The sequence below is a fragment of the Caulobacter sp. P4_E5 genome, assembly GCF_056401555.1.
This window is the reverse complement of record NZ_JBFUJD010000118.1, coordinates 1-12,013: the sequence shown is the minus strand read 5'-3', so window position 1 is coordinate 12,013 and position 12,013 is coordinate 1. Positions and strand designations below refer to the sequence as shown.

Annotated in this window: 11 protein-coding genes, 1 tRNA gene and 1 pseudogene; 5 read left to right on the top strand and 8 right to left on the bottom strand. The window is 68.1% G+C overall.

The window, feature by feature from the left end:
* Positions 1–146: 146 nt before the first annotated feature.
* The 5 genes from rplT to infC all read right to left on the bottom strand — a co-directional run bounded on the left by rplT (position 147) and on the right by infC (position 4,768).
* Complete coding sequence (rplT, locus tag AC1DSO_RS23385; protein WP_477071094.1) at positions 147–506, bottom strand: 50S ribosomal protein L20; 360 nt, start codon at positions 504–506, stop codon at positions 147–149.
* Positions 507–521: 15 nt separating this feature from the next.
* Positions 522–722: a 50S ribosomal protein L35 gene (gene rpmI, locus AC1DSO_RS23380; protein WP_012285249.1), complete on the bottom strand. Its 201-nt coding sequence runs from the start codon at positions 720–722 to the stop codon at positions 522–524.
* A 130-nt stretch (positions 723–852) separates the two neighbouring features.
* Complete coding sequence (locus AC1DSO_RS23375; RefSeq protein ID WP_477071093.1) at positions 853–2,043, bottom strand: MFS transporter; 1,191 nt, start codon at positions 2,041–2,043, stop codon at positions 853–855.
* A gap of 40 nt (positions 2,044–2,083) precedes the next feature.
* Positions 2,084–4,042 (bottom strand): alpha/beta hydrolase family protein, encoded by a 1,959-nt coding sequence (locus AC1DSO_RS23370; protein WP_477071092.1) that lies wholly within the window; start codon positions 4,040–4,042, stop codon positions 2,084–2,086.
* A 204-nt stretch (positions 4,043–4,246) separates the two neighbouring features.
* Positions 4,247–4,768, bottom strand: a complete 522-nt coding sequence (gene infC, locus AC1DSO_RS23365; protein WP_047407280.1) for a translation initiation factor IF-3 — start codon at positions 4,766–4,768, stop codon at positions 4,247–4,249.
* A gap of 258 nt (positions 4,769–5,026) precedes the next feature.
* Between infC and AC1DSO_RS23360 the strand changes: the two genes are divergently transcribed.
* On the top strand, positions 5,027–5,626 hold the full coding sequence (locus AC1DSO_RS23360; RefSeq protein WP_056046886.1) for a YitT family protein: 600 nt from the start codon (positions 5,027–5,029) through the stop codon (positions 5,624–5,626).
* Between the two features lie 20 nt (positions 5,627–5,646).
* A pseudogene (locus AC1DSO_RS23355) lies at positions 5,647–5,712 on the top strand (hypothetical protein); the annotation flags it as partial.
* Between the two features lie 85 nt (positions 5,713–5,797).
* Here AC1DSO_RS23355 and AC1DSO_RS23350 read toward each other — a convergent pair.
* Complete coding sequence (locus AC1DSO_RS23350) at positions 5,798–6,769, bottom strand: glycosyltransferase family 9 protein (RefSeq protein ID WP_477071091.1); 972 nt, start codon at positions 6,767–6,769, stop codon at positions 5,798–5,800.
* Positions 6,766–7,947, bottom strand: coding sequence for a glycosyltransferase family 4 protein (locus AC1DSO_RS23345; protein WP_477071090.1), 1,182 nt, complete (start codon positions 7,945–7,947; stop codon positions 6,766–6,768). The genes AC1DSO_RS23350 and AC1DSO_RS23345 overlap by 4 nt, the downstream gene beginning before the upstream one ends.
* A gap of 54 nt (positions 7,948–8,001) precedes the next feature.
* Between AC1DSO_RS23345 and AC1DSO_RS23340 the strand changes: the two genes are divergently transcribed.
* Entirely contained in the window at positions 8,002–8,874 is an 873-nt protein-coding gene (locus tag AC1DSO_RS23340; protein ID WP_477071089.1) for an alpha/beta fold hydrolase, read from the top strand.
* A gap of 305 nt (positions 8,875–9,179) precedes the next feature.
* On the opposite strand, the gene AC1DSO_RS23335 is transcribed toward AC1DSO_RS23340, so the two are convergent.
* A complete protein-coding gene (locus tag AC1DSO_RS23335) occupies positions 9,180–10,040 on the bottom strand; it encodes an SDR family oxidoreductase (RefSeq protein WP_477071088.1) in 861 nt (286 codons plus the stop codon).
* Positions 10,041–10,200: 160 nt separating this feature from the next.
* Here AC1DSO_RS23335 and AC1DSO_RS23330 point away from each other — a divergent pair.
* Positions 10,201–10,275 (top strand) — tRNA-Gly (locus AC1DSO_RS23330).
* Between the two features lie 99 nt (positions 10,276–10,374).
* Positions 10,375–12,013 (top strand): DUF885 domain-containing protein (locus AC1DSO_RS23325; RefSeq protein ID WP_477071087.1); only part of this gene is annotated, 1,639 nt, incomplete at its 3' end.

Genomic DNA, 12,013 nt, shown 5'->3' with positions numbered 1-12,013 from the left:
AGCGCCCCCTCCGTCACGATGCTGCGCATCGCGCCACCTCCCCCGTTTCACGGGTGAGGAGGAGAGATCCGGACAGCAAAAAGCCCTCCGGTTCGCACCGGAGGGCTCTTCAGATCGAACTCGGATCGGATGACCCGAAAAAGACCTTAGGCGGCCAGGGCGGTGCGGACCTTGTCAGCAATAGCCTTGAACGCAGCCGGGTCGTTACCCGCGATGTCGGCCAGGACCTTACGGTCCATCACGATACCCGCCACGTCCAAGCCGTGGATAAATTGCGAGTAGGTGTAGCCCTCGAGACGAGCGCCGGCGTTGATGCGTTGGATCCACAGCGAACGGAAGGCGCGCTTGCGCACCTTGCGGTCACGATACGCGTATTGACCGGCCTTATCGACGGCGGCCTTGGCGGTGCGGATGGTGTTCTTGCGGCGGCCGTAAAAGCCTTTCGCCTGCTCAAGAACCTTCTTGTGCTTGGCGTGGGCGGTGACGCCACGTTTGACGCGAGCCATGTGTCAGCGCTCCTCTTAAAGGCCGTAGGGCATGTACGAACGGATGGTCTTGGTGTCCGAAGCACTCATGACCTTCGTTCCGCGGTTTTGGCGGATGTACTTGCCGTTGTGGCCGATCAGACGGTGGCGCTTGCCGGCGACGCCGGCTTTCAGCAGGCCCGTGGCCGTGATCTTGAAGCGCTTCTTGGCGCCCGACTTGGTCTTCAACTTAGGCATTTCGCGTCGGAGCTTTCGCCCCGTCCTCTGGGATAGCAAGACGAACCGCCATGGCATGCCAATCGGCCAGGCGGTTCCGGAAAGGCGGGGTTACTACAGGAGAGACTCGGTCAAGGCAAGGGCTTAGACCTTAGGCGACCGCCTTGGTCCGGCGCACGATGACCAGGGCCAGGCCGATGGCGGGGACCATCAAGGCCGCGCCGAACCAGTAGGGACCGCCGGCGGCCAGGCCAAACAGCGGTCCGGCCAGCAGCGGGCCGCCGATGCGGGCCAGCGAGCCGGCGGCCATGTTCAGGCCCAGCATCTGGCCCTGGCGGTCCGGCGGGCTGGCGCGCGAGATCAGGGCGGCCACGCACGGGAAGACCAGGGACTGGCCGAAGGCGGTGCAGGCGACCGCCACGACGGCGACGGGCGGGCTCGGGATGAACGGCGTGATCAACAGGGTCACGGCGATGATCGACAGGCCTGTGGTCAGCACGCGGCCTTCGCCGAAGCGCCGCGCCAGCCTTCCGGTCAGCAGGCCTTGGCCCAGCGAAGCGATCACCCCGATGATGGCGAAACAGGCCGCCACCTGGCTCGCGCCCCAGCCGAAGCGGGCGTCCGCATAGAGGCCGAACACCGCCTCCATGCCGGCGAAGGCGCCGGTCGAGATCAGGGTGACCAGCAGCACGCGCGACAGGATCGGGTGAGCGGCCGCGGCGGTCAGGGCCTCGCGGCGGTGAGGCTGAGGCGCCCCCGGCGCGGACGGCGTACGGCTCTCGGTCACGAACAGGACGACGCCCAGGGCCGCCGCGCCCGCCATGCCGGCGGCCAGGAACAGCGGCAATTGGTAGCCCAGGTGACCCGCGCCCGGGTGGATGACCATGACCAGGGCGGGACCGATCACGAAGCCCGCCCCGAACGCCGAGCCTAGCAGGCCCATGCGCCCGGCGCGCTTCTCGGGCGGAGTGACGTCGGCCATGTAGCCCTGGATCGTCGAGATGTTGCCGCCGCCGAACCCGCCGACCAGGCGGACGGCCATGGCGATCCAGATGTTCGGGGCGAAGGCCAGGGCGACATAGGCCAGGGTGTTGGCCAGGATCGTCACGATCAGCACCGGCCGCCGGCCGATGCGGTCCGACAGACGCCCCCAGAACGGCTCGCCGAAGAACTGGCCCAGGCTGTAGGCGGCGAACATCGTCGTCACCTGCCACGGGGCGGCGTTCATCGACTTCGCGTAGAAGGGCAGCAGCGGAATGACCACGCCGAAGCCCACCAGGTTGATGAACACAACCAGGAGGAGGACGACGAGGGCGCGGCTACTGTGACGGGGCTCGGACATAGGGGGCGCGGTTTACGCCGGAAGCTTCGGCTTGGCGACCTCAGTTCGGCGGGTTGTGCTTTTCGATGAAGGTGACGGCGGCGGTCAGCATCTGCTTGCGTGTCGCGCCGTTGGAAAGCCAGTGGTCCTCGCCGTTCAGGACGACGAATTCATACGGCTTGCCGGCGGACTTAAGGGCCGAGGCCATCTTCTGGCTTTCGCTGAAGGGCACCACGGTGTCGTCCTTGCCGTGGATCAGCAATACGGCCGCCTCGACGTCCTTGGCGTGGAGGGCCGGCGAGATGGCCTTCAACTTGGGATCGCTCGCGCTCTGCACGCCGTAGACCCGCTTGCGGTAGCGGATAAGGTCGTTCTTTTCGCCGTACTTGAGTATCTCGTCGTGCAGCCGTCCGGCCAGGTCGCTGGGGCCTGCGACGGATACCGCGCAGCGATAGACGCCCTTCTGAAGCGCCGCGCCGGCGAGGGCGGCGTAGCCTCCATAGCTAGCGCCGAAGATGCAGACCCGCTTGGGATCGACCACGCCGGCCTTGGCGAGGAAGGCGACGCCGTCGGAAAGGTCGGTCTGCATCTTGCCGCCCCATTCGCCGTTGCCGGCTTCCATGAAGGCGTGATCGATATTGGTGGAGCCGCGGAAGTTTGGTTGCAGCACCGCATAGCCGCGTGAGGCCACGGCCTGGGCCAGCCAGTCGAAGGTGACGTCGTCCTGGGATTGCGGGCCGCCGTGCGGCAGCACCACCAGCGGCAGGCCCGCTTCGGCCCGGCCCTTCGGCGTTGTCAGGATGGCCTGGATCGGCAGGCCGTCGGCGGCCGGGTATTCGATCATCCGCACGTTGGCGACATCGGCCGCCGTGATCTTGGGATAGGCCAAACCGATCGGATCGACGCGCTTGGTCTTGGTGTCGGCGAGGTAGTAGCTGCCGGCGGAGTTGCTGCTGGTCACGGAGAGGACCAACTTCGTGAAATCGGGCGTCCAGGATTGGAGCGAGACCTGCTGGCCCTTGAAGGCGTTGCGGTACGCCGGCCAGAGCGCCTTCAGGCGCGGTTCCACGAAGTCGTATTCGACGAACTCGGCATTACGATAAGTGAAGCCCAGGACGACGCCGTCCTCGTCGATCAGCGCGCCTTGCTTGCGAGGCGGGCCGATATAGTCGCCGACCTTGCCGTCCGCGAGGGTGACGGGCGTCGGGCGCCACAGCGCGTTCTGCTTGTCCCACGTGTCCATGATCACCGACTGGCCGTCGGGCGAAATCCCCCAGAGGCTAGGCGTGTTGCGGGCGTCGGTGGTCTTGGCGACGTCTTGCCAGGACGACCCGCGACGCAGCGAGAGGGTCCAGGTCGCGTCGTTGGTGCGTTCGTTGTTCTCGTAGCTCGCCTTGGCTAGTACGGCGCCGTCCGACTTGACGAGATAGTCTCCAGTCTGGTTGTCGCCCATCTGCACTCGGGTGGCCGTCCCCGTGTCGAGATCGATCTTGTAGAGATCCAGATGACCGCTCTTGCTCTGCATGTTGGCGGCGACCGTGACGTAAAGCGGCGTGTAGACGACCGCTTTCTTGCCGTCCGCGCCCGGCTGCAGGCGGCCCTGGACGATATTGAGGAGGGTGTCGAGCGCGCTGTTCGGCAGCTGTATGTAGGCCCCGGTCCGGACGTTCAGGGCGACGGCTTGCCAATGCTCGCCGACATAGGTCGTGTCCTCGATCGAGGTCGTGAGCGACGCTTCGATCACGACATGATCGACGCCGGCCCACTGGACGTTGCGAACCTTGCGGTGCCCCACGATCGCCGAGGCCAGCACGGGGCCGTTCAAGGCTTTGACGATGATCCGTCGCTCGTCGTCGATCGTGGCGATCAGGGCCAACGCCGAGCCGTCGGGAGAGATGACGACGCTCTCGAGCGAAGGCAGGCTGCCATAGGCTTCGAGCGGCGCGGCCGCCATGGCGGCGCTCGGCGCGCTCAACCCGACCAGCGCGGCCATGGCTGCGCCAGCGAACAACTTCAGCATGAACAACCCCCGGTACATGAAGGGGTAGGAATACGGGCCCATGGTCAAGCTGTCGAGCCACGGGCGAGGCCTTCACGCGGCTTTCCGCCGTGAGCCTCGTCAACTTTCCAGAGAAGACGGGGTCGCGACGCGGGCGGCAAAGAAAAACGCCCCGGCCGAGGGCCGAGGCGTCTTGCGTCGCGAGGCTGGAGAAGCCCTCAGACCCTAGCGCGGTGCCAGGATCATGATCATCTGCCGGCCTTCCATGCGCGGCTCGTACTCGACCTTGGCGACTTCGTCGAAGTCGGCCTTGACCTTGTGGAGCAGCTTCATGCCGAGCTCGGGGTGGGCCATTTCACGACCGCGGAAGCGCAGGGTGACCTTCACCTTGTCGCCTTCCTCGAAGAAACGGGTCATGGCCTTGGCCTTGACCTCGTAATCGTGGATGTCGATGTTCGGGCGGAGCTTGATCTCCTTGAGCTCGACCACCTTCTGCCGCTTGCGCGCCTCGTTCTTCTTCTTCTGCTCCTGGAACTTGAACTTGCCGTAGTCCAGGATCTTGCAGACGGGCGGATTGGCGTTCGGAACGATTTCCACCAGGTCCAGGCCTGCCTCTTCGGCCGCTTCCAGAGCGGCGGAGGTCGGCATCTCGCCTTGCTTCTCGCCGTTTTGGTCGATCAGCAGGACGCGGGGGACGCGGATTTCATCGTTGATACGCGGTCCGTCTTTAACGGGCGGCGTTTGCATAGGACGGCGAATAGGGACGGCTCCGGCACTGTTGATAGGGGTAGGGCTGAACACGTGCGCGCCGCGCTGGGCGCGCCGCGAGAAAGTGATATATGACCCGCCAGCCGCGCTGTATCAAGCGACGGCGACCAAAGAGACGTCGCCGGGTCCAGTTTTTTTGACCCAAGACGACGCCCGAAGGGTCTTTCGGGGATACAGGGGCGGAAACGGCGGGGTCGGGACGAGTTTTTCCCTGATCAGAACGCTTGCCGCCGCCTCATGAATCCGCATCGCCACTCCGCCGTCGAGGACGTCCACGCCCTGCTGATCGGCGCCAGCTTCATCGCCGTGGGTCTGACCCTGCTGAAGGCCGCCGGCCTGGTCACCGGCGGCGTGGCCGGGGTGGCGCTGATCGTCTCCTATCTGGGCGGCTGGCCGGTCGGGGTGGTGTTCTTCGTGCTGAACCTGCCGTTCTACGTCCTGGCCCAGCGGACCCTGGGCTGGACCTTCACCGCCAAGACCCTGGCGACCAACCTGCTGCTGGCGGGATTCGCCTGGGGCATGCCGCATTGGCTGAAGGTCGGCGACATCGATCCGGTGTTCTCGGCGGTGTTCGGCGGCACGATCATCGGCATGGGGATTCTGGCCCTGGCCCGTCACCGCTCCAGCGTCGGCGGCGTCGGGGTGCTGGCGCTCTATCTGCAGGAGCGGCGCGGGATCAGCGCCGGCAAGGTGCAGCTGGCCGCCGACTGCCTGGTCATCGCCGCGGCCTTCTTCACGATCAGCTTCGACAAGCTGTTACTGTCCGTCGCCAGCGCCGTGGCGCTGAGCGCGGTGATCATCGCCAACCACAAGCCGGGGCGGTACGCGGGGTATTGAGGGGGCCGCCGGCGAAGCGCGCCCCCTCCGTCTCGCTGCGTATCCGCAGCGATCCACCTCCCCCGCAAGCGGGGCAGGAGGTGTAAAGCTGCGTCCTCCTCCCATGCGAAGCGGGGGAGGTGGCGCGGCGCGGATACGCGCCGTGACGGAGGGGGCGTCGTCCCCGCGAACCTAGCGCGGCAGCAAAGCCACCGCAGCGCTGGCGACGGTGCTGACCGGCAGGGCCTTCAGGTCCGGCGAGCGGATCACCGCCACGTGGCCGCGCGGGCCGCATAGGTCGGGATCCGAGGCGTCGGAGAAGAGGGCGATGGTCGGGGCGCCGGCCGCGGCCAGCAGGTGGGTCGGGCCGGTGTCGTTGCCGACCGCCAGGGTCGCCTTGGCCCCCAGCACGGCCAGCTGGGCGAAGTCGGTGCGGCCGGTCAGGTCGCGCGCGCCGCCGACGGCCTTCTGGATATGGCGGGCCATGGCGCTTTCCTGGGGACCGCCGATGATGACGATATCCAGGCCGCGCGCCTTCAGCAGCGCACCCAGCTGGGCGTAGTTCTCGACCGGCCAGCGCTTCTCCAGCCGATGGGCTGAGCCGCCGGGCACGAACAGGACGTAGGGCCGAGGCGCGGCGCCGCCGGCCACCGGGCGCGGCTCCTTGTGCTTGCGCAGGATCCAGGTCAGGTCCGGCGGCGGGGCGCTGCCGTGTTCGGTCGGAGCGTCTGGCCAGATACCCGCCGCACGCAGCTGGTCGGCCTGGCGTTCCAGGGTGTGCATGCCCAGCCGGGCGGTTCCCTTCTGCGGCAAGGCGCAGCCGAAGGCGATGCCGCTCCATTGCGGCGGGAACGGGCGCAGCAGCTGGAAGTACCAGTTGGTCCGGCTGTTGGTTTGCAGGTCGTAGACCCGGTCGTAGCGCGCCTTGCGGATCCGGCCGATCATTGCCAGCGTCTCGCCGAAGTCGCCGGGGCGGCCGTCGGTCTCGACCGTATTGAAATAGGGGCTGAGCTTGGCGAGGGCCTCGAAGGGCGGGGTGGTCAGGAGCGTGATCTTGGCCTTCGGATGGGCCTCGCGGATCTTCTTCATCGCCGCCAGGGCCAGGACGAAGTCGCCCAGCGCCCCCAGCTTGATCACCAGGACCTTCTTGATCTCCTTGCTCAAGACGAACGCTCCGAACTACGGGCCTCAAGGACCCGCGCATAGACCTTGAGGGTCGCTTCGCACATCGCGTCCACCGAATACAACCGCCGCGCACGGGCGCGCGCCGCTTGTCCCATGGTTTGCCGTTTGGCCGCACCGAATTCGCAGGCCTTCAGCAGGGCGTCGGCCCAGGCCTGCGCGTCGCCGGGCTTGACCAGCCAGCCCGTCTCGCCGGGCACGACCGTCTCGCGCGTGGCCCCGTGGTCGGAGGCCATCGCCGGACGGCCCATCACCTGCGGCTCGACCGCCGTGCGGCCGAAGGCCTCCGGCTCCAGCGACGGCGCGATGGCCAGGTCGGCCAGCAGATAGGCGGCCGGCATGTCGTCGCAATGGCCGACCAGCTTGACGGCGTCCTCCAGGCCGGCGGCGGCGATGGCGGCGACGAGTTCGGCGCGATAGCTCTTGCGGCCCTGGTCGTCGCCGGCCAGCAGCAGCAGCACCCGGTTCTCGCCGCGCGCCTTCAGCAAGGCCATGGCCTCGATCAGCAGGCCCTGGCCCTTCCAGCGGGTCAGGCGGCCGGCCAGCAGCACCTTGAGGCGACGCTCGCCCGGCTCGACGCCCCAGGCCTTGCGCAGGGCCTCGACCCGCTCGGCCCCGACCACGCCGGGCTCGAACCGCGTCAGGTCGACGCCGCGCGGGATGGCGACCACCCTCTCGGGGGCGATGCCGTGCTCCTTGATGACGTGCTCGCGGGTGTATTCGGAATTGGCGATGACCAGGTCGCCCTTGGTCATGACCGCGTTGTACCAGCGCTTGAGATTGGACTTGGCGTTGTAGACGCCATGATAGGTGGCCACGAACGGCGTCTTGGTCGCGTGGGCCGCCCACAGGGCGCTGAAGGCCGGGGCGCGCGAGCGGGCGTGGACCAGGCTGACCTTTTCGCGCCGGATCAGGTCGACCAGCCGCGCGGCGTTGCCCAGCATGATCAGCGGATTCTTGGTCTGGGCCGGCATCTGGGCCAGGCGCCCGCCGTCGGCTTCCAGGCGCGAGGCCATGCGGCCGCCCCGGGTCGCGACCAGGGCCTTGCCGCCTTGCGCCACGACGGCGTGGGCGACATCAATCGTCGTCTGTTCCGCCCCGCCCGTTTCCAGTTCGGGCGTGACTTGCAGCAGGGTGAAGTCGGCGGGTAGGTCGGGCACGCGACTCTCGGCGAAGGGCACGCGTTTAGTTAGCGAAAGGATCGAGGCGACGCCATGACCGAATCCCGGGGCGCCCTGGCGCGAGAAGACGGCTCGAAACTCGCCTATCGGCGCGTGGACGGGGAAGGGCCGACGGTCGTGTGGCTGGGCGGCTTCCATTCGGACATGACCGGGACCAAGGCGCAGGTGCTGGCCGAGCAGGCCCAGGCGACCGGCGGCGCTTACGTCCGCTTCGACTATTTCGGCCACGGCGAATCTGAGGGCGCCTTCCGGGACGGCACGATCAGCCGCTGGCGCGAGGACGCCCTGGCGGTGATCGACGAACTGACCGACGGGCCGCTGGTCCTGGTCGGCTCGTCCATGGGCGGCTGGCTGGCCTGCCTGGCGGCGATCGCCCGGCCCGATCGGGTGAAGGCGATGGTGCTGATCGCGCCGGCTCCCGATTTCACCGAGAAGCTGATGGCGCCGGAGCTCTCGCCCGAGGCCCAGGCGGCCATCGCCCGCGACGGCTTCTGGATCCGGCCCTCCGAGTACGACGATGGCGGCTACGCCATCACCCGCGACCTGCTGGAGGATGGGGCGCGGTGGTCGATCCTGCCGGGGCCCGTGCCGATCGACGTCCCGGTGCGGATGCTGCAGGGCGGGGCCGATCCGGACGTGCCGTGGACTCACGCCCTGGAGCTGGCCAACGCCTTGAACAGCGACGACGTGGTCTTCAGCCTGATCAAGGACGGCGACCACCGCCTGTCGCGCCCCCAGGACCTGCAGCGCCTGGTCGCCGCCGTCGCCGAGGCGCGCGGCCTGGCCGAGCCGGAGGAGGGCGACCTCGTCTCCCGCCGCCTGGCCCGCGCGGCGCGGCTGCGCAACGCGGCGGGGCTGGAGGCGGTGGGGATCACGCCGAGAATGCCGGTGTTGGACGAGGAGTAGCCAAGGAGCTCTTCTCGACCCAGTCGGACCAACCAAATCCCTCTCTCATAGAGAGAGGGAGGGGCCCATGCGCAGCATGGGAGGGTGAGAGGTTATAATCTTGCCGAATGAAGCTCTGACCAAGACGGCGTTGGTCTTATCCCCGTAGCGAAGGCTTGAATTTGCCTCCTTGGGAGGCTCGCGGAAGACGCTGGGTCTTTCCGGTGAGGGTGAAACCACTCACCCTCCCACCGCTTCGCAGCGGGCCCCTCCCTCTCTCTATGAGAGAGGGATTCTGGACGTCCGCCCACCACCCATAACAGCCTCTAGCCACCCGCCTTTAGGATCCCCGCCAGCCCTTCCCGATAGGTCGGATACTGTGGCCGCCAGCCCAACTCCGCCTTCGCCCTCGCGTTCGAGACGCGCTTGTTCTCGGCGTAGAAGCGGCGCGTGGCCGGCGACATGCCCAGGGCGTTGAACGGCAGATCCGGCGGGACGGGAACGCCCAACAGCTTGGCGGCGTGTTCCATCACGTCCTGCGGCGGGGCCGGTTCGTCGTCGACGAGATTGTAGATCCCGCCGGCGCGCGGCCGGTCCAGCGAGGCCAGCAGGCCCGAGACGATGTCGTCGACATGGATGCGGCTGAACACCTGGCCCGGTTTGACGATCCGGCGGCCTTCGCCGGCCCGCAGGCGGTCGAGCGCGCTGCGGCCGGGGCCGTAGATGCCGGGCAGGCGGAAGGTCGCCACGGTCAGGCCCATGCCGCGCCCGACCTGGCGCCAGTCGCGCTCGGCCCCGACCCGGCGGGCCCCCTCGACCGACTGGGCTTTCAGCGGCGAGGTCTCGAACACCCAGCGGCCTTCGAAATCGCCATAGACGCCGGTCGTGGAGAGATAGCCGATCCAGTCGGGGAAGGCCTGGGCCTGAGCCAGGGCGGGGATCACCGACTCCAGGGCCGGACAGCCGTCGGGCCCGGGCGGGGCGGTGACCAGGATCGCGTTCACGCCGGTGAGGGCCGCGGCCATGGCGTCGCGGTCGTCCGGATCGGCGGGAACGATTCCTTGAGCGCGCAGAGCCTGCGCCTGCTCGGCGCCGCGCGCGGTGGCCGATATCTCCCAGCCGCGGGCCCGCAAAGCGCTGGCGAAAGCTTCGCCGACATAGCCCAGACCGAACACGAACAGACGCAACGCCAGAACTCCGCCCCCCGAAAAACTCGACTGAAACCCGTGCGGATCAAGCCTCTGAAAAAAGCCGCTTCGCAACCCCTCAAAGGGCTCTTGCAAACCGCGAAGCGCTCTGCCATAAGCCGCCTCCTCGTCGCGGGGCGCTCCTTTGGGCCTCGCCGATGCGGGCGTAGCTCAGTGGTAGAGCACAACCTTGCCAAGGTTGGGGTCGAGAGTTCGAATCTCTTCGCCCGCTCCATTCCCGGTTCTCTCTGAAATTCTGGATGCTTCCGAGCGGTCACACCGACCGGCGATTCGCGTGTCGATCCGCGCCGGGGCTTGGCCTAAGCTCGGCCGCATGACTCGCATCCGCACTTGGCGCGCCGGGCTGGCCGGCATCTGTCTTGCCGCGTTGACGGTGTCCGCCGCCTGGGCCGGACCCTCCGCCACCCTGACCAACCTGGTCGTGCGCTACGAGGCGCTGGGCGATCCGGGCGAGGATCCCGATTCCGGCGGTTCCTCCGACGCCCGCTGGCGCCTGCCCGACGTCTCACCGGCCGCCGACGCCGACCGGGCGGCCAAGCTGAAGACGATCCAGGCCGAGCTGACGGCCATGAGCCCCAAGCGGCTCTCGGACGAGGAGCGGCTGACCCGCGACCTGCTGCTGTTCAGCCTGACCGAGCGGATCGAGGCCGCCAGCTTCGATGAGGCCCGCATGCCGTTCAGCAGCGACGGCGGCTTCGACGTGATGATGCTGTACCGGGCCAGCGGCATGACCCTGCGCAACGCCGACGAGGCCAAGCGCTGGATCGCTCTCTTGAACGGCATGCCCGGCTGGTACGCCGCCAATATCGACAACGCCCGCCGCGGCGTTTCCAGCGGCTTCGTCCAGGCCGTCCCGACGGCCCAGGCGGTGCTGGAGCGGGCCCAGCGGACGGCGGCCACACCCCTGGCCGAGGATCCCCTGCTGGCCCCTTTGCGCGCGCTGCCCGCCGCCGTCCCCGGCCGCGCGGCCCTGATCGCCGAGGGCGAGACGGCGCTGACCGACAAGGTCGCCCCGGCCCGCGCCAGCTTCGTCAAGTTCATGGCTGAGGAGTACGCGCCCCACGCGGCCAAGAGCCTGGCGGCCTCGGATCTGCCCGACGGCAAGCGCTACTACGCCTTCCTGACCCGCCGGCACACGACCACCACCCTGACGCCCGACCAGATCCACGACCTGGGCCAGGCTGAAGTCGCCCGTATCCGGGGGCGAATGCAGGAGACCATGAAGGCCGCCGGCTTCCAGGGCGACCTGCCGGCCTTCATCGCCCTGCTGCGTAAGGATCCGCGCTTTTACGCCACCAGCCGTCAGCAGCTGCTGGAGAAATCCAGCGAGATCGCCAAGCGCGCCGACGACCAGCTGCCGGCCCATTTCGGCGTCCTGCCGCGCCTAACCTATGGCGTGCGGCCGGTGCCGGCCAGCATCGAGAAGGGCTACACCACCGGCCGCTATTTCGGCGGTGACCCCAAGGTCGGCCGGGCCGGCGGGCTGATGATCAACACCTCGGAGCTGGACCAGCGGCCGCTGTACGAGCTGCCGGCCCTGGTGCTGCACGAGGGCGCGCCGGGCCATCATATCCAGACCTCGCTGGCCCAGGAGCAGGTCGGCGTCCCCGAGTTCCGCCGCGGCCTCTACTTCAATGCTTATGGCGAGGGCTGGGGGCTCTATTCGGAGTGGCTGGGCGAGGAGATGGGGATCTATCGCGACCCCTATGAACTGTTCGGCCGGCTGTCGTACGAGATGTGGCGCGCCTGCAGACTCGTCGCCGACACCGGCATGCACTGGAAGGGCTGGAGCCTGGACCAGGCCCGCGCCTGCTTCACCGACAACACCGCCCTGTCGCCGGTCAATATCGAGGTCGAGCTGAAGCGCTACGTCTCGTGGCCCGGCCAGGCCCTGGCCTACAAGGTCGGCGAGCTGAAGCTGCTGGAACTGCGTCAGCGGGCCGAGAAGACGC

Bases quoted from the DNA above. Each gene is read 5' to 3' on its own strand.
- AC1DSO_RS23370 (WP_477071092.1), bottom strand. From the start codon at position 4,042: ATGCTGAAGTTGTTCGCTGGCGCAGCCATGGCCGCGCTGGTCGGGTTG.
- AC1DSO_RS23375 (WP_477071093.1), bottom strand. From the start codon at position 2,043: ATGTCCGAGCCCCGTCACAGTAGCCGCGCCCTCGTCGTCCTCCTCCTG.
- rpmI (WP_012285249.1), bottom strand. From the start codon at position 722: ATGCCTAAGTTGAAGACCAAGTCGGGCGCCAAGAAGCGCTTCAAGATC.
- AC1DSO_RS23340 (WP_477071089.1), top strand. From the start codon at position 8,002: ATGACCGAATCCCGGGGCGCCCTGGCGCGAGAAGACGGCTCGAAACTC.
- AC1DSO_RS23360 (WP_056046886.1), top strand. From the start codon at position 5,027: ATGAATCCGCATCGCCACTCCGCCGTCGAGGACGTCCACGCCCTGCTG.
- rplT (WP_477071094.1), bottom strand. From the start codon at position 506: ATGGCTCGCGTCAAACGTGGCGTCACCGCCCACGCCAAGCACAAGAAG.
- infC (WP_047407280.1), bottom strand. From the start codon at position 4,768: ATGCAAACGCCGCCCGTTAAAGACGGACCGCGTATCAACGATGAAATC.